A 15,945-nucleotide genomic window follows, 5' to 3' on the forward strand; every position below is an offset into this window, starting at 1 on the left:
GCACCGTTCCCCGTATCGCCCCGCCCGTCTCCCGAAGTCGTGTCTACGATCGCGGGATGGCGACGGTTCGGGAGCAGGAAGCGTTTTTGCGGGCGTTCCACGCGGCGCACCCCGCGGTGACCGTACGGACGATGGCGCACGGGCGGGCCGAGGGCGGGCGGTCGAGCTACGAGATCCTCCGGGACCGGGTGGCGGCCTGCGACCGGGTACTGGATCTCGGGTGCGGTGACGGGCTGTTGCTCGAACTCCTCGCCGAGCGGGGCCGGCGGCCCGGCCGGGCGCTGGCCGGACTCGACCTGTCCGCAGAGGAGTTGGCGCTGGCCCGCCGCCGCCCCGGTGTCGCCCAGGCCGACCTGCGGAGCGGACGCGCCCAGCAACTCCCCTTCGAGGACGGCCGGTTCGACGGCTGTGTGTCCCATATGGCGCTGATGCTGATGGGTGAGGCCGAGCAGGTCGCGGCCGAGGTGGCACGGGTGCTGGCGCCCGGCGGCACGCTGGCGGTCGCCGTGGGCGGCGGCGCGGCCGGGGACGAGGGGTATGCGGCGTTCCTGCGCGTGGCCCGGCCGCTGTTCGAGGCCGCACCCGCCGGCCAGCGGATTCCCTCGCTCGGCGACCGGCGGTTGCGGAGCCGCGAGGGGTTCGACGCGGTATTCGGTCCGGCCGGGTTCGGGCCCGTGCACTGGGAGACCGTACGGATCGATCTGACCGGACCGCCGGAGCGCGTCTGGGCGACCGTGGGCGGCATCTACGACCTGGGGCCGCTCGACCCCGCCGTCACCGCGGAACTACGGGTCCGCTTCGCGCGGGAGGCGGCGGCCCTGGCACTGCCGGACGGCCGGATCCCGTGCGCGATGCGGGTGCACATCGCCACGGCGGTGCGGGACGCGTGACTCCCGCCCCCACTACCCCGGGTGCCGTTGGTCGTACGTGGCCTCCAAGTGGGACATGTGGGCCGTGCCCCAGGCGCCGAGGGGAGCCAGCGCCTCGTTGAGGGAGCGGCCGGCCTCGGTGAGGGAGTACTCGACCCTCGGCGGCACCTGGGGGAAGGTCTCGCGGTGCACGATGCCGTCGGCCTCCAGCTCGCGCAGCTGCTGGGTCAGCACCTTCTCGGTGATCTTCGGCAGGCCGCGGCGCAGTTCGCCGAACCGGTGCGGGCGCTCGGCCAGCGCCCACAGCAGCAGCACCTTCCATTTGCCGCCGATGACGTCCACCGCGGCGTCCAGCCCGCATTCGTACGGCTTGTTGCGTGCGCTCATGACCGGGCCCGGCTCCCCCTGATGGCGTCCTGACGAGTTCTGGCGAGTGCTGACGCGTTCCGACGCGCTCCGGTGTGCTCCAGCGCGTTCCGACGCGTTCCTCCCGCCGGCACAAGTATCCAGGGCCGGGGAGCGGTTGGTGGGCGACGGTCGGCGCGCCCTCAGAGCCCCTGGGCGGCCATCCACTCCGGGTCCGGGTCGATGGTCTGGAGGACCTCGATCAGGGTGCCCTCGGGGGCCCAGACGTTGAAGCGGCGCTGCCCCCAGGGCTCGTCGCGCAGCGGTACGGCGATCGGGACCCCCTTGGCGCGCAGGGCGGCCTCCTCGCCCGCGGCGTCCTCCACCATGAAGCCGAGGAGGGCGCCGGCGGTCTTCTGGTGGCGGAAGTCCACAGGCATGGCCTCGTGCCCGCGCAGGGTGAAGTCCAGGGCGCAGTCGGGGTGTTGGGGGTGCTGGAGGCTGGCGTACCAGTCGAGCTCGACGAGCGGCCGGAAGCCGAAGTGGTCGACGTAGAAGCGGGTGCTGGCCGCGACGTCGTCGGTGAGCAGGGCGGTGCCGAACTTGGCGAAGCGCATAGGGATCCTCTCCGGGCGCGGCCGGGCGGTCCGGCGGCGCGGTGGTGTGCCACCGGGTCAGGGCGGTTACGGCCCACCACCGGTGCAACAACTCCAGTTGTAGTACTCTGGCTGTAGTGGTTGCAAGAGGAATTCGAAAATTTCCAGAGAATCCGAGATGTCCGAGGCGTCCGAGGCGTCCGAAGCTCCAAGGTGTCCGGGGTGCTCGGGGTGGCGAGGTATCCGGGCTTTCCCGGGCTTTCCCAGGCTTTCCCGGACTTCCAGGGTTTCCGAGGCGCTCGGGATCCCGGTGTGCCGGGGATACGGTCGGCAAGATGCGAGGTGGGCGAGATGGTGCGTAATCCGGAGCGGCGGGCGGCGTTGGTGGATGCCGCGATCGAGGTACTGGCGCGGGACGGTGCGCGCGGGCTCACCTTCCGGGCCGTCGACGCGGCCGCGGGGGTGCCCGGCGGCACCGCGTCCAACTACTTCTCCAACAGGGACGATCTGCTGGCCCAGGTCACCGGCCAGATCCACCAGCGGATCGCGCCCGACCCGGACGAGGTCGCCGAGGTGATGGCGGCGCCGCGCGACCGGGCGCTGGTGGCCGACCTGATGCGGTGGATCAACCGCCGGGTGACCGAGAACCGCACCGGCTATCTGGCGATGCTGGAGCTGCGCCTGGAGGCGACCCGCCGCCCCGAGCTGCGGGACGAGTTGACCCGGGTCATGCGGGCGACGCTCGACGACGACATCGGCTTCCATCTGGAGAGCGGGCTGCCGGGTGACCGGACCGCCGTGCTGCTGACGTATCTTGCCATGACCGGGCTGATGCTGGAGCAGCTCACCCTGCCCGGTGTGGTGCCCGCCGAGGAGACCGACGGGCTGATCGCCGCACTCGTCGACCGCACGATCGGGCCGGCGGGGGAGCCGGGATAACGGCGTTCCGGCCGGGCTGGTCCGCAGGGCCCGTAAGGGTGGACCCCAGGGGCCCGTAAGGGTCGGCCCCGGCCCCGGTTGGGGGCGCGCCCTACCCCCGTAAGGGTGCGCCCCGGCCCCAGTGAGGACGCGCCCTACCCCCGTGAAGGCGCGCCCCCCCGTAACGACCCCGTAGGGGCGCGGACTAGCCCCCGTAAGGGCGTGCCGTGCGGGCCTCGCGGAGGGCCAGGGCCCACCACTCCAGCTGGCGGAGCAGGGCGTCGGCGGCTTTTTCGGCGGGGGCCGGGTCGTGCAGCCGGCCCTGGTCGTCGAAGAGGTTGCCGGCCAGCGCGAAGCTCACCGTTTCGCGCACCGTCGTCGCGTGCAACTCGGCGAAGACCAGCCGCAGTTGCTCGACGGCGCGGAGCCCGCCGGAGATCCCGCCGTACGAGACGAAGCCGACCGGCTTGGCCCGCCACTGCGGGAACAGCAGGTCGATGGCGTGCTTGAGCGGGGCCGGGAAGGAGTGGTTGTACTCCGGGGTGATCACCACGAACGCGTCCGCCTGTTCCACGCGCTTGGCGAAGGTCTCGTACTCCTCGCTGCCGTGGCGCAGCTCGTACGGGCGGACCTCGGCCAGGTCGATCACATCGAGGTCGACATGGGCGCGGGTCTCCGCCTGCCGGGAGAACCAGTTCGCGATGACGGGCGCGAACCGGCCCTCCCGGGTGCTGGCGACGATCACTGCGAGGCGGTAGGTGTGCTCGGACATGCGGGTCCTCCGTGGCGGACGGCCGGGGTCGGTGGACGGCGGGATCGCCGTCGGGACCCGACGCTAAGACCTCAATCAAACTTGAGGTCAAGCACGCCCCGGGACCGCCGCCACGGAGGACCACCCGGCGGGACGGACGACGCCGATCACCCCACGCCGATCACTCCACGCACCGCACGCCGATCACCCCACGCACTCCACCTCGATCACTCCACGCCGAACAGCTTCAGCAGCTCCGTCTTCTGGAACATCCGCGCCGTCTCGATCGCCGACGGCGCGCCCGCCGACGGGTCGGCCCCGTGCGCCATCAGTACCTTGACGACCTCGTCGTCGCCCTTGAACACCGCACCGGCCAGCGGCGTCTGGCCGCGGTCGTTGGGGCGGTCGGGATCGGCGTCGCGCTGCAGCAGCGCCTCCACCGTCGCCGGGTGGCCGTGGTACGCCGCCAGCATCACGAGCGAGTCGCCCTTGTCGTTCGTCAGATTGGCGGGTACGCCGGCGTCCACGTACGCGGCGACGGTGTCGGTGTCTCCGTGCCGCGCCAGATCGAACACCTTGGACGCGAGCTGCAGTACCTCGGGGTCATGCGCATGCTCGATCGACTCGGGCCCCTGCGGCTGGGGATTCGCGTCGCTCATGGTCGCCGGCCTCCTGCTGTCGTGAGTGGTACCTGCATGATCGGTGCGGGACGAGTGCGTGATACCCGTGCGGTACCTGCGTGCACTTGTTCCTGCACCGTCATCGCCACTTTATGCAGGCCATCGCCCTCCCGGCAGCGCCGGCGCACCCCGCGTCGGCGCCACCCCAGGGGAGTCGGCGCCCGAGGGCCGGGTCAGAACGCCGCGCGGATCTCGCCCACCCGGACCCCGCCGCCCAGCAGCGGGACCTCCGCCAGACGGGACAGCACCGGCGCGTCGACGCCCATCAGGCGGAGGGTGCGGGCGAGGACCGGGCCGAGCGCGCGCCCGGCACCGTCGTCGATCTTGAAGGCCAGCGCCCGGCCGTCCGGCAGGGCCAGCGCCTGCACCGCCTCCGCGCCCATCTTGGACAGCGTGCCGGGCAGTTCCTGCATCAGCCAGGTGTCGGGGCGGCGGGTGCCGGCGACGTACTCCGGGTGGGCGCGCATCGCGTCCGCCACCCGCCGCTCGGGCGTGCCCGGGTCCGCCAGCACGAAGTACCGGAAGGCGCGGGCCAGGCCCGTCAGGGAGAGCGAGAGCAGCGGGGCGCCGCAGCCGTCCGTACCGACGTGCGCGACGTCCTCGCCGCTCGCGCCGCGCACGGCCTCGGCCACCAGCTGCTGCAGCGGATGCGCCGGGTCCAGGTACGAGGCCAGCGGCCAGCCGTTGCGCGCCGAGGCGGCGAGCATCGCGGTGTGCTTGCCCGAGCAGTTCATCGCCAGCCGGTCGCGGACCTGGCCCGCGGCGAGGTACGACTCCGCCTCCTCCGGGTCCAGCGGCAGGTCGGGCGGCGTCTGGAGCTGGTCGGCGGTCAGCTGGTGCTCGGCCAGCATGGTCCGGACGAGATCGAGGTGGAAGGACTCGCCGGAGTGGCTCGCGGCGGCCAGCGCCAGCCGCTCGCCGGAGAGCTCAAGACCCGCGCGCAGGACGGCCGCGGCCTGCATCGGCTTGTTCGTGGAACGCGGGAAGACCGGCGCCGTCACATCGCCCAGCGCCGTCTCGACGCTGCCGTCCGCCGCCAGTACCACCAGCGAGCCGCGGTGCCGGCCCTCGACGAAGCCGGAGCGCACGACCTCCGCGAGGACGGGGGAGACGTCCTCGGGGGAACGCGGGGTCGGAACGGATATCGGGGTGGGCGAGGACGAGGTCATCGGCGGCCTTCCGGACGGGGACGGGGGCCGACCCGCGCCCGGGAGGCTCGTGGCCCGTCAGGACAGCAGGTCGTCCACTTGTGCTTCGCCTTCACGGTACCTGCGGGCGATTTCCGCACTGCACTCGTCGGTGGTGCGCTGCAGCGCCCCACGGCGCTGCGAGACCTGGCGTTCGTAGCGGATCAGCCGGCCCATCGCGTCGTGCAGCTCCTGGTCGGTCCGCGCAGTGAGGTCGGACAGCTCGACCTCGCCGAGCATCTCGTCCGCCATCCTGCGGTACTCCTCGCTGTGCGGTGTGCCGAGCGTCACATGCCGGGCGGACGAGCGGTGCCGCGACGGCAGGTCCGTGAGGATCTCCGGCAGCCGGTCCAGCAGCGGGGAGTGCTGGGCGGTGCGGCGGGCGATCTCGGCCCGCAGGATGTCGATCCGGCCCTGCAGCAGCCGCCGTAGATAGCTCAGATCGGCCTCCTCCTGCTGCGAGTCCCGGCGTACGACGCGCAGCTCGGGCAGCCCCAGCCCGGAGAGATCGGGTGTGCCGGCCGGGCGGCAGCGGTCGCGCTGCTGCGGGGGGCGGGGGTGCTGCGCCTGGCCTGCCTGGAGCATGGGGCCGTCCTTGGTGCCGGCCGGCTCACCGGGAGCCGCTGCCGTGGTCGTCGTGGTGGCTGTGGTGGATGTGGTGGGGGATGCGGTGGTGGTCGTCGACGCGCCGGGGGCCGCCGGGGCGGCGGGTGCCGACCGGCCGGTGCCGGACGCGGTGGTGGCGGCCGGAGCCGGTGGTTCGGTCGGTGTCGTACGGGCGCTCGGTACGGGACCGGGTGTCTGTCCGGCGCCGGCAGTGCTCATGAATGGTTCCGTCCCCTCGTCCGGGCCGCGTCCAGGGCATGTTGTCCATGAAACGCACCACGTGCACGCATCGTGCCACTCTGTGCGGTCCTTCTGCAGGGCCATGGCACCCGAACGGCCCCCGTAGGGGCACGGCTGTCCGAAGCCGTACCGCCGCCCGGCATGATGGCGGGTATGCGAGCCGTGGTGCAGAGAGTTGACGGCGCCCGCGTCGAGGTGGCGGGCGAGACGGTCGGGGAGATCGTCGGGGAGGGGCTGTGCGTACTGGTGGGCGTCACCCACGACGACACCCCGGAGAAGGCGGCACAGCTCGCCCGCAAGCTGTGGTCGGTACGGATGCTGCAGGGCGAGAAGTCCTGCTCGGACACCGGGGCGCCGCTGCTGGTGATCAGCCAGTTCACTCTCTACGGTGACGCGCGCAAGGGCCGCCGTCCCACCTGGAACGCCGCGGCCCCCGGCCCGGTCGCCGAACCGCTCGTCGACGAGGTCGTCGCCCGGCTGCGGGCGCTGGGCGCCCACGTCGAGACCGGCCGCTTCGGCGCGCAGATGAAGGTCTCGCTGACCAACGACGGGCCGTTCACGGTCCTGGTCGAGGTGTGAGGGGCGGGCGGGCCGGGGTGGGGGCTCGGGGCAGCGGCGGCCGCAGGGGGACGAGGCGCCGGTGAGGGCCCGTAGGGGGGAGGCGAACGGATTCCCTAGGGGAAGCGAACGCCCCCTGCGGGGCCACAACGTGGTGGAGCGGGGTGGGTATTCCCCCTACGGCTCCACCACCACCTCCTGTGCCGCCGCCGTGCCGCCCGCGGTCAGTTGTGCGTCCACGGGGACGTTGCGCTTGACCAGGGCCAGCGCGATGGGGCCGAGTTCGTGGTGGCGGGCCGAGGTGGTGACGAAGCCGAGTTGGCGGCCCTCCTCGCCGTCGGCGGCGAGCCGGACCGGGGCGCCGTGCGGGGGCAGGTGCACCTCGCTGCCGTCCAGGTGCAGGAAGACCAGCCGGCGCGGCGGCTTCCCCAGGTTGTGGACCCGGGCGACGGTCTCCTGGCCGCGGTAGCAGCCCTTCTGGAGGTGGACGGCGGTGCCGATCCAGCCGAGCTCGTGCGGGATGGTGCGGTGGTCGGTCTCCAGGCCGAGCCGCGGGCGGTGCGCCTCGACGCGCAGCGCCTCCAGCGCCAGCACGCCGATCGCCGGGCCGTGGGCGTCCGCGAACGCCGGCAGCTCCGCGCGCGGCAGGAACAGATCACGGCCGTGCGCGGTCTCCCGGACGACGGTGCCCTCGGGGGCCTCGGTGATCGACCCGGCCGGCAGGTGGACCACCGCGATCTCGTCGGTCCGGTCGGCGATCTCGACCCGGTAGAAGAACTTCATGCTCTCCAGGTAGGCGATCAGCGCCTCCTGGCCCCCCGGCTCGGTGTGCAGCCAGGTCGTCTCCCCGTCGTCGACGAGGTACAGCGCATGCTCGATGTGGCCGTGCGCGGAGAGGATCAGCGCCTCCGTGGCCTGGCCGGGCGGGAGTTCGCTGACGTGCTGGGTGAGCAGCAGATGCAGCCAGCTCAGCCGCTCGGGGCCGCTGACGGTGACCACGCCGCGGTGCGAGAGGTCCACGAAGCCGGTGCCGTCGGCGAGGGCGCGCTGCTCCCGGAAGAGGTCGCCGTAGTGCGCGGCGACGCCTTCGTCGGGGGCCTCGGCGGGGACGGCGCCGGGCAGCGACAGCAGCGGGCTGACGGGTGATTGTCGCAGCATGGGCCCAGCCTACGACGCGGTCGCGGCTTTCGGCCGGGGTGGCTTCAGCCCTCGTCGCCGGCGGCCTTGGCGCGGCAGCCCGCACACCGCCCGAAGATCGCGAAGTGCTTCATATCGGTCTCGAAGCCGAACTGTTCGCGCAGCGTCGCGGTGAACGGCTCGGCCACCGACAGGTCCGCCTCGATGACCTCGGTGCAGTCCCGGCACACCAGGTGGATGTGGTGGTGGCGGTCGGCGAGGTGGTACGTCGGCGCGCCGTGGCCGAGGTGGGCGTGGCTGACCAGGCCCAGCTCCTCCAGGAGCTCCAGGGTCCGGTAGACCGTGGAGATGTTCACGCCGCCGGCCGTCTTGCGTACCTCGGTGAGGATGTCGTCCGGGGTGGCGTGTTCCAGCCTGTCCACGGCCTCCAGGACGAGCTGCCGCTGCGGGGTCAGCCGGTATCCGCGCCTGCGGAGGTCGCTCTGCCAGTCGGTGGTCACCACACCGCCAGTGTAGGAGGGTGGACGGCGGCGGGGTACGCGCCGCGTCAGCCCCCGGCCGTACCTCGGGTCAGCCGCCCGCGCGTACACCGCGCAGATAGCGCGCCAGGGCGCCGACCGCGGCCGGGTTGCGGGGGCTCTCGACGAGCTCGGCGTAGTCCATGACGTGGATCCGCCGGTGCTTGATCGCGGAGACGTGGGCGAGCGGCGGGTAGGACAGCAGGAACGCCTTCTTCTGTGCGGCGGAGGTGTCGCCGTAGTCGTTGACGACGATGACGTCGGGGTCGCGCTCGACGACGGTTTCCCAGCCGACGGTCGTCCAGGAGTCCTTGAGGTCCGCCATGGCGTTGACCCCGCCGGCCTTGGTGATGATGTCGTGCGGACCGGCGTACCGGCCCGCGGTCAGCGGCTTGTCGCGGCCGTCGTCGTAGAGGAAGACGGAGGGCCGGTGGGCGGGGGCCCGGTCGGCGGCCTCGGCGATCTGCCGCCGGTAGCGCTTCACCAGGGCGGCGGCGCGGTCCTCGACGCCGAAGATCTTCCCGAGGTTCGTCAGGTCGGTGTAGAGCGCCTCCAGGGGCGGCATGACGCCGCGGGCGCCGCCGTCCGCGCCGTGCCGGCAGGACTCGGTCAGCACGTAAGTGTCGATGCCGAGCTTCTCCAGGGACGCCGGGGTCAGGCCGTTGTCCTCGCCGAAGCCGTAGTTCCAGCCCGCGAAGACCAGATCGGCCCGGGCGTCCAGGGCGAGTTCCCTGGTGAGGGTCTTCTTCGACAGCCAGGGGACCCGGCCGTAGGCGGCCTTCCACGGGACGGCGTCGACCCGCCCCTTGTCGTCCGGCATGACGTAACCGGCCATCCGGTCCGCGAGGCCCAGCGCGAACATGATCTCGGTGATGCCGACGTCGTTGGTGACCACCCGGCGCGGCGGGTGGTCGTAGGTCTTGCGCACCCCGCAGTTCTCGACGGTGACGGGGCGGTGGCCGGGGCGCCCGCCGGCGGTCTCCCGGCCGGCGGTGCCGGCGCCGGCGGGATCGTCGGCGACCCGGGCGCCGCAGCCGGTCAGGGCCAGGGCGAGGACGGTGAGCAGCGCGGCGGAACGGCGGGGCATGACGGGTCCTTAGGACGAGGCGGGCGGCAGACGGTCGAACAGCAGCTGGACGGCGCCGGATTCGGGGTGCCGGACGCGGTGGGCGCGCACGCCGAAGACCTCGGCCAGCAGCTCGGGGGTGAGCACGTCGTACGGCGGGCCGGCGGCGGCGATCCGGCCCCGGGAGAGGACGTGGAGCTCGTCGCAGTACCGGGCGGCCAGGTTGAGGTCGTGCAGGGCGGTCAGCACCGTCAGCCGTGCCCCGGCGGCGTCGCCGTCCCGGACGAGGGCCAGGACCGCCAACTGCTGGGCGATGTCGAGGTGGTTGGTCGGTTCGTCGAGGACCAGGACGCGCGGCTCCTGGGCCAGCGCGCGGGCGATCAGCACCCGCTGCTTCTCGCCGCCGGACAGCCCGAGGAAGCCCCGCCCGGCCAGATGGGCCGCGCCGACCCGGGCCAGGGCCCGCGCGCACACCGCGGTGTCCGCGGCGCTCGGCCGGCCCGTGCCGCGCTGGTGCGGCAGCCGCCCCATCGCCACGACCTCGGCCACGGTGAAGTCGAACTCGGTCCCGGACTCCTGGGGCAGCGCGGCCAGCAGCCGGGCCCCGGCCCGGGCGTCCATGGCGTGCAGGTCCGCGCCGTCCAGCCGGACCGCGCCGGCGGCCGGGGGCAGCGCGCGGTAGACGCAGCGCAGCAGCGTGGACTTGCCGCTGCCGTTGGGGCCGACCAGGCCGACGACCCGGCCGCTCGCGGCCCGCAGGGTGATGTCGTGGACCAGCCGGGTCCCGGCCACCTCCACCGACAGACCGGTGATGTCCAGCCGCATCAGGCACCGCCCCCGAACGTGTAGCCGCGCCGCCGCATCAGCAGCACGAAGCACGGGACCCCGATGACGGCGGTGACCACGCCGACCGGCAGCTCGACGGGCGCCAGCAGCACCCGTGAGACCAGGTCCACCCACACCAGCAGCACCGCGCCGACCAGCGGGGCGACGGCCAGCACCCGGCGGTGGTCGGCGCCGGTCAGCATCCGCGTCACATGCGGCACCATCAGCCCGACGAAGCCGATCGCGCCGCTGACCGCGACCACCGCGCCGGTGACCGCGGCGGCCACCACGAACAGCTCCCGGCGCAGCCGCCCGGCGTCCACCCCGAGCGTGGCGGCGGTCTCGTCGCCCATGGCCAGCGCGTTCAGCCGGCCGGCGGAGAGCCGCAGATGGACCAGCGCGGCGGCCACCGCCACCACCGCGATCGGCAGCGATCCCCAGCCGGCCCCGCTCAGGCTGCCGAGCAGCCACATCATGGCCGAGCGGGCCGCCTCGCCGCGGTCGGCGGTGAACACCATCAGCGTGCTGATCGCGGAGAAGCCGTAGTACATCGCGGTGCCGGTCAGCACCAGCCGCAGCGGGGTCAGCCCCTGGGCGGTGCGGGCGGCCGCGTAGACCAGGGTCATGGCGAGCAGCGCGGAGCCGAACGCGGACACCGACAGCGCCCAGACACCGAGCCCGCCCAGCGCCCCGAAGAGCAGTACGGCGTTGGCGCCGACCGCCGCGCCGGAGGAGATGCCGAGGACGAACGGGTCGGCGAGCGCGTTGCGGACCAGCGCCTGGACGGCCACGCCGACGGCGGAGAGCCCGGCGCCGACGACCGCGGCCAGCAGGGCCCGCGGGAAGCGCAGCTCCCACACGATGGTGTAGGCGGAGACCTCGTCGGAGGTGATCGTGCCGCCGGTCAGGCCGGCGGTGAGGTGGTGGACCACCTCCGCCCAGCCCACCCCGGCGGCGCCGAGGCCGGTCCCGCACAGCACGGAGCCGAGCAGGGCGAGGAGGAGCGCGGCCACCAGGGGCGCGGTGCGGGCGGGGCGGGCCAAGGGGCGGACACCTCAACGCTCGGGCCGCGTCCTGGGGGAAGGAAGGAGCGGCGGCCCGGCGCGCTGGTGCCCGGCGGCGTCCCCTCGCAGTCCACGGCGAGTTGTCGGGAACGTGCGCCGCCGCGGGCGATCGGACTTGCGGAAGGAGGCTTCCGCTCACCGTTGCGGGTCAGTGCCGGACTCTCACCGGACTTCCCCCGCGGGGGCGCGTCAAGCTGTGCGTGCGGGCCGGTCAGCCCTGGTACGGAGTGCCGTCGGGGTTGAAGAAGGAGACCCCGTCCGGCATGTCGTCGGGCAGGCTCTCGGCCCACTCCTTGAGGCCGGCGACCTTCTTCAGGTGCGCGGACATGTACGGCCGCAGCGGCACGTCCGGGGTCGACTTCTCGCCGACCCACATCAGGTCGCTGTTGACGTAGCCGTAGAGCCGCTTGCCGCCGCTGTACGGGCCGGACGCGGCGGTCCGCGCGATGGCGTCGGTGGCCAGGTCGATCTGCGGCTTCTGGTGGGCCAGCTCGCCGTACCAGACCTCGACGACGCCCTGGTCCCGGACCATCACGACCTCGACCTTGCGGTCCGCGTCCACCCGCCAGTAGCCGCTCTCGCTCTCCAGCGGGCGGACCTTCTTGCCCTCGGAGTCGAGCACCCAGCTGTGCGAGGTGTACTCCAGGAAGTCACGGCCGTCGTGGGAGAACGTGACCTCCTGCCCGAAGTTGCACTTCTCGGCACCGGGGAAGTCGGCGACGCCGGCGCCCTCCCAGTGGCCGAGGAGGAAGGCGAGCGGCACCAGGGCCGGGTTCAGGTCGGAGGGGATCTCGATCATGAGAGCTCAGGCGATCTGTAGAGAGGGGAAAGGGGTGTCCGCGTGCGTCAGCGCTGGCCCTGGAACAGCTTCGCCCAGGTCAGACCGGCGAACGCGATCACGCCGACGGCGACCAGGACCAGCAGGGTGGTGAAGAATGCCTCAAGCACGGGTGCGCTCCTTGGACGGAGTGAGGAAGTAACGGACCGCTTGCGAGTCTAGTCGGCGGCATCGGCCACGGCGCTGTGAGGTCTGCCGCCGGCCCGCGCCTACTCTTGCCTCATGGCGAAGAAGCTCGTGATCAAGGTGACGGCGGGGACGGATGCACCCGAGCGGTGCTCGCAGGCGTTCACGGTGGCGGCGGTGGCGGCGGCCAGCGGCGTCGAGGTGTCGCTCTGGCTGACCGGGGAGTCGGTGTGGTTCGCGCTGCCCGGGCGGGCGGCGGAGTTCGAGCTGCCGCACGCCGCACCACTGCCGGAACTGATCGACGGCATCCGCGCGGGCGGCGGCGCGATCACGGTCTGCACGCAGTGTGCGGCCCGCCGCAACATCGAGCAGAAGGACCTGATCGAGGGCGCGGGCATCGCCGGGGCCCAGGTCTTCGTCAGCGAGATCATGCCGGACGACGTGCAGGCGCTGGTGTACTGACCGCTCGCGGGTGCCGGCCGCGGTGGCCCCTGACCGCCCCCGGGCGGTCGGGGGACGCTACCGCGGTTGCTTGTCTACCGCGGGTGCTTGTCGTCGCCGCGGTCGTCGAGCTCCCGCCACCAGCGGTCCGATTCCGGGTCGCCGGACTCGTCCCACCAGCGTTCGCCGGGCTCGCGGCGGTTGCCGATGATCGCCGCGACCGGCGGGATGACCATGGCGACGACGCACATGCCGACCGCGACCGGCACCGACCACAGCCGGACCACGCCCCAGGCCAGCACGAACAGCACGAGGCACACGCCCATCAGCACGAAGTACCGGCGGTGACGGCGCTCTGCGGGCGTCCGTTGGTGCGCGTACACAATTCCACGGTAAATCCGCGGGGGTCCGGAAAGAAGCCGGGGCGCGGCCCGGTTCCGGGGCCGGGGCAACGCGAAGGGCCGCACCCCCGCCAAGGCGTCCAAGCCTCGGGGGTGCGGCCCTCACGGCCGTACGGAAGGTACGGACAAGGGTCGCCGTCAGACGGCGATGGCGACCTCCGCCAGCCCGCCCTGCTGGGCGACGACGGTGCGGTCCGCCGTGGCGCCGGGGACGAGCGCGCGCAGCGTCCAGGTGCCCTCGGCCGCGTAGAAGCGGAACTGTCCGGTCGCGGAGGTGGGAACCTCGGCGGTGAACTCGCCGGTGCTGTCCAGGAGTCGGACGTAACCGGTGACGGGCTGGCCGTCGCGGGTCACGCTGCCCTGGATCGTGGTCTCACCGGGCTTGATGGTCGAGGCGTCCGGGCCGCCGGCCTGTGCTCCACACATAGGGGTACTTCCTTGAGGGGTTCGGGGGAGAAGCCTTGTTTACTTGTTGGCGCCGAGCTCGATCGGGACGCCGACCAGGGAGCCGTACTCGGTCCAGGAGCCGTCGTAGTTCTTGACGTTGGTCTGGCCGAGCAGCTCGTGCAGCACGAACCAGGTCAGCGCGGAGCGCTCACCGATCCGGCAGTAGGCGATGGTGTCCTTGGCCAGGTCGACCGACTCCTCCTCGTAGAGGGCCTTGAGCTCCTCGTCCGACTTGAAGGTGCCGTCGTCGTTGGCGTTCTTCGACCACGGGATGTTGCGGGCGCTGGGCACGTGGCCGGGGCGCTGCGACTGCTCCTGCGGCAGGTGCGCGGGGGCGAGCAGCTTGCCGCTGAACTCGTCGGGGGACCGGACGTCGACCAGGTTGAGGCTGCCGATCGCGGCGACGACGTCGTCACGGAAGGCGCGGATGGAGGTGTCCTGGGCCTTCGCCTGGTACTGGGTGGCCGGGCGGTTGGGGACCTCGGAGCCGTCGACCAGGTCGCGGGAGTCCAGCTCCCACTTCTTGCGGCCGCCGTCGAGCAGCTTGACGCTGTCGTGGCCGTAGAGCTTGAAGTACCAGTACGCGTAGGAGGCGAACCAGTTGTTGTTGCCGCCGTAGAGGACGACGGTGTCGTCGTTGGCGATGCCCTTGGCCGAGAGCAGCTGCTCGAAGCCCGCCTGGTCGACGAAGTCGCGGCGGACCGGGTCCTGGAGGTCCTTCTTCCAGTCGATCCGGACCGCGTTCTTGATGTGGTTCTTGTCGTAGGCCGAGGTGTCCTCGTCGACCTCGACGATCACGACCTTCGGGTCCTCGAGGTGGGCCTCGACCCAGTCGGCGTCTACGAGGACGTCGCTACGGCTCATGTTCTTCTCCTCCGGGGCAGTTACGGGGGCGGTTGGGGAAGTGGCACGCGGGTACGCCGGGCGCGCGCCGGAGGCTTCCGGACGGCCCACTGACGATCGTCGGGGCGCCGGAGCGGCGCGGTGCGGGGGACACGCGGGGGATTCGGCCGGAGCGGCCGGCCGGCCGGGCGGGCGAGGGGAACACCCCGGGCTCGTGACGAGCTTGGGGGAGGGGCGCACCCCGTCAGACAGGGCGACAGAGCATGGCGGCGACGCGGCACAGGTCCACTGCCCGCCGCTTCGTGAGGACCGCCAGTCCCCGCGGACGGGAACGGCTCAATGCGCTCTGCATGGCACCGATCGTAGGGACGCGGAGCCGGGCATGTCACCGGCGTGTCGAATGGCGAGACGCGTCTGTCCGCGATGTGGGATGCGCGCCGGGATCGGGCGGCCACGGGCCGGGCGCCGGAGGTCGTTCGGCGGTGGGGGGTCTGGGGTGCGGACCCGGGTGTCTCAGTAAATGGACGACCGAGTGGTCGGGTCGGACGGCGGGCCGGGTGGCGGGCCGGTGGGGCGGCCCGCCGCGGGCGCCCGGGGTCAGCCGGGAAGCTTGACGTCCGTGCCGGAGGCGGAGATCGACAGTCCGTCGGCCAGCGTCGCCACCTTGTCCAGCTTCAGGTTGCCCGGCAGCTGGTCCAGCTTCCAGTCGTGGTCGGTCTGGGCCCGCACCTTGGACTCGCAGCCCGGCAGCGCGCGGCACATCGCGGGCAGCCCGTCGGCGCGCAGCCGCACGGTGGTGCCGTGGACGATGCTGATCGAGCCGGTCACGTCCAGCGAGCTGAGGAGCGGCAGGTTCGGCGAGATCTTGACCTGGCTGCGGCCGTTCTTCTGCCCGCCGTAGGTGATCTTGACGCCGCCGCCCGCGGCCTTGGTGAGGTCCGCGTAGCTGATCCGGGCGTTGCCGGTGGCCGTGGCCGCGCTCTCGATGGACATGTAGTCGCTGGTCAGCGCCACGTCGTGGAACTGCGCCGACAGCTTGTCGATGCGCAGCGCGTGCCCGCCGGCGCGGGCCTCGATCCCGCCGAGCTCGGCGTCCACCTCCTGCAGGTCCCGCCCGGCGACCTGGGTCAGGAACGGGAAGCCCTTGATGGTGACCTCCGGGTTCTTGTCGAGCCCCTGGCTGCTGCGGATCTTCTCCGCGGCCTTGTCCTCGACGAGATTCACCGCCACCCGGTCGGCGGCCACGAAGAGCCCGCCGAATATGACGACGAGGACCAACAACACCTTCAGTGCACGCATCGAACCACTACCCCCACACTGGGCCGGCACTGCCCGGCCGGCCCCGTCGCTTGGTGTGCAGGCCCCCTGCCTGCGATCCGGACGGTCCCCAGGGGCCTGTCCGGTGGATCAGACCCTAAACGACGCCTTCCCCAAAGGGGAGCGGCGGCCGCGGGCGGGCGCCGCCGCCACCGCGGCCGCCGCGGCGCTG

General features: G+C 72.7%; 21 protein-coding genes. 4 read left to right on the top strand and 17 right to left on the bottom strand.

What is annotated here, in order from left to right; translation table 11 throughout:
• The first annotated feature begins 56 nt into the window (after positions 1–56).
• A complete protein-coding gene (locus V2J85_RS34480; protein ID WP_330823750.1) occupies positions 57–890 on the top strand; it encodes a class I SAM-dependent methyltransferase in 834 nt (277 codons plus the stop codon).
• Between the two features lie 12 nt (positions 891–902).
• Here the strand turns inward: V2J85_RS34480 and V2J85_RS34485 are convergent, their stop codons facing one another.
• The gene (locus V2J85_RS34485; protein WP_261956292.1) at positions 903–1,256 is read right to left on the bottom strand and encodes a winged helix-turn-helix transcriptional regulator; all 354 of its coding nucleotides are present in this window, start codon (positions 1,254–1,256) and stop codon (positions 903–905) included.
• Between the two features lie 161 nt (positions 1,257–1,417).
• The gene (locus tag V2J85_RS34490) at positions 1,418–1,831 is read right to left on the bottom strand and encodes a VOC family protein (protein ID WP_261956291.1); all 414 of its coding nucleotides are present in this window, start codon (positions 1,829–1,831) and stop codon (positions 1,418–1,420) included.
• A gap of 330 nt (positions 1,832–2,161) precedes the next feature.
• On the opposite strand from V2J85_RS34490, the gene V2J85_RS34495 reads away from it, so the two are divergent.
• Positions 2,162–2,749 carry a TetR/AcrR family transcriptional regulator gene (locus V2J85_RS34495; protein WP_330823751.1) on the top strand — a complete coding sequence of 196 codons (588 nt, stop codon included), beginning with the start codon at positions 2,162–2,164 and terminating at the stop codon, positions 2,747–2,749.
• A gap of 184 nt (positions 2,750–2,933) precedes the next feature.
• Here the strand turns inward: V2J85_RS34495 and V2J85_RS34500 are convergent, their stop codons facing one another.
• The 4 genes from V2J85_RS34500 to V2J85_RS34515 form a co-directional block, all read right to left on the bottom strand.
• Complete coding sequence (locus V2J85_RS34500) at positions 2,934–3,500, bottom strand: NADPH-dependent FMN reductase (protein WP_330823752.1); 567 nt, start codon at positions 3,498–3,500, stop codon at positions 2,934–2,936.
• Positions 3,501–3,706: 206 nt separating this feature from the next.
• The gene (locus V2J85_RS34505) at positions 3,707–4,138 is read right to left on the bottom strand and encodes an ankyrin repeat domain-containing protein (protein WP_261956288.1); all 432 of its coding nucleotides are present in this window, start codon (positions 4,136–4,138) and stop codon (positions 3,707–3,709) included.
• Between the two features lie 194 nt (positions 4,139–4,332).
• Positions 4,333–5,328, bottom strand: a complete 996-nt coding sequence (locus tag V2J85_RS34510) for an asparaginase (protein WP_261956287.1) — start codon at positions 5,326–5,328, stop codon at positions 4,333–4,335.
• A gap of 57 nt (positions 5,329–5,385) precedes the next feature.
• Positions 5,386–6,171, bottom strand: coding sequence for an RsiG family protein (locus V2J85_RS34515; RefSeq protein WP_419836861.1), 786 nt, complete (start codon positions 6,169–6,171; stop codon positions 5,386–5,388).
• 174 nt (positions 6,172–6,345) lie between these two features.
• Here V2J85_RS34515 and dtd point away from each other — a divergent pair, with 174 nt between their 5' ends.
• Positions 6,346–6,771 (top strand): D-aminoacyl-tRNA deacylase, encoded by a 426-nt coding sequence (gene dtd, locus V2J85_RS34520; protein WP_261956286.1) that lies wholly within the window; start codon positions 6,346–6,348, stop codon positions 6,769–6,771.
• Positions 6,772–6,927: 156 nt separating this feature from the next.
• On the opposite strand, the gene ygfZ is transcribed toward dtd, so the two are convergent.
• From ygfZ to V2J85_RS34550, 6 genes are all read right to left on the bottom strand, one after another.
• On the bottom strand, positions 6,928–7,908 hold the full coding sequence (gene ygfZ, locus V2J85_RS34525; RefSeq protein ID WP_261956285.1) for a CAF17-like 4Fe-4S cluster assembly/insertion protein YgfZ: 981 nt from the start codon (positions 7,906–7,908) through the stop codon (positions 6,928–6,930).
• A 44-nt stretch (positions 7,909–7,952) separates the two neighbouring features.
• Entirely contained in the window at positions 7,953–8,390 is a 438-nt protein-coding gene (locus tag V2J85_RS34530) for a Fur family transcriptional regulator (protein ID WP_261956284.1), read from the bottom strand.
• A gap of 67 nt (positions 8,391–8,457) precedes the next feature.
• The gene (locus V2J85_RS34535; RefSeq protein WP_330823753.1) at positions 8,458–9,492 is read right to left on the bottom strand and encodes an ABC transporter substrate-binding protein; all 1,035 of its coding nucleotides are present in this window, start codon (positions 9,490–9,492) and stop codon (positions 8,458–8,460) included.
• Positions 9,493–9,501: 9 nt separating this feature from the next.
• A complete protein-coding gene (locus V2J85_RS34540) occupies positions 9,502–10,296 on the bottom strand; it encodes an ABC transporter ATP-binding protein (RefSeq protein ID WP_330823754.1) in 795 nt (264 codons plus the stop codon).
• Entirely contained in the window at positions 10,296–11,339 is a 1,044-nt protein-coding gene (locus tag V2J85_RS34545; protein WP_261956281.1) for a FecCD family ABC transporter permease, read from the bottom strand. The genes V2J85_RS34540 and V2J85_RS34545 overlap by 1 nt, the downstream gene beginning before the upstream one ends.
• Positions 11,340–11,571: 232 nt before the next feature.
• Entirely contained in the window at positions 11,572–12,159 is a 588-nt protein-coding gene (locus V2J85_RS34550; RefSeq protein WP_265361582.1) for a heme-binding beta-barrel domain-containing protein, read from the bottom strand.
• A gap of 261 nt (positions 12,160–12,420) precedes the next feature.
• Between V2J85_RS34550 and V2J85_RS34555 the strand changes: the two genes are divergently transcribed.
• The gene (locus V2J85_RS34555) at positions 12,421–12,786 is read left to right on the top strand and encodes a DsrE family protein (protein ID WP_261956279.1); all 366 of its coding nucleotides are present in this window, start codon (positions 12,421–12,423) and stop codon (positions 12,784–12,786) included.
• Positions 12,787–12,860: 74 nt separating this feature from the next.
• Here V2J85_RS34555 and V2J85_RS34560 read toward each other — a convergent pair whose 3' ends face one another.
• From V2J85_RS34560 to V2J85_RS34575, 5 genes are all read right to left on the bottom strand, one after another.
• Positions 12,861–13,148: a DUF3099 domain-containing protein gene (locus V2J85_RS34560; RefSeq protein WP_261956278.1), complete on the bottom strand. Its 288-nt coding sequence runs from the start codon at positions 13,146–13,148 to the stop codon at positions 12,861–12,863.
• A gap of 156 nt (positions 13,149–13,304) precedes the next feature.
• Positions 13,305–13,592, bottom strand: a complete 288-nt coding sequence (locus tag V2J85_RS34565) for a DUF1416 domain-containing protein (protein WP_030372838.1) — start codon at positions 13,590–13,592, stop codon at positions 13,305–13,307.
• A gap of 39 nt (positions 13,593–13,631) precedes the next feature.
• Entirely contained in the window at positions 13,632–14,477 is an 846-nt protein-coding gene (locus V2J85_RS34570) for a sulfurtransferase (protein ID WP_261956277.1), read from the bottom strand.
• A 223-nt stretch (positions 14,478–14,700) separates the two neighbouring features.
• Positions 14,701–14,808, bottom strand: a complete 108-nt coding sequence (locus tag V2J85_RS41500; protein ID WP_351531855.1) for a putative leader peptide — start codon at positions 14,806–14,808, stop codon at positions 14,701–14,703.
• A gap of 245 nt (positions 14,809–15,053) precedes the next feature.
• Positions 15,054–15,755, bottom strand: a complete 702-nt coding sequence (locus V2J85_RS34575) for an LmeA family phospholipid-binding protein (RefSeq protein ID WP_261956276.1) — start codon at positions 15,753–15,755, stop codon at positions 15,054–15,056.
• Positions 15,756–15,945: the final 190 nt, after the last annotated feature.

Source organism: Streptomyces bugieae, from assembly GCF_036352915.1.
GTDB classification, from domain to species: domain Bacteria; phylum Actinomycetota; class Actinomycetes; order Streptomycetales; family Streptomycetaceae; genus Streptomyces; species Streptomyces endophytica.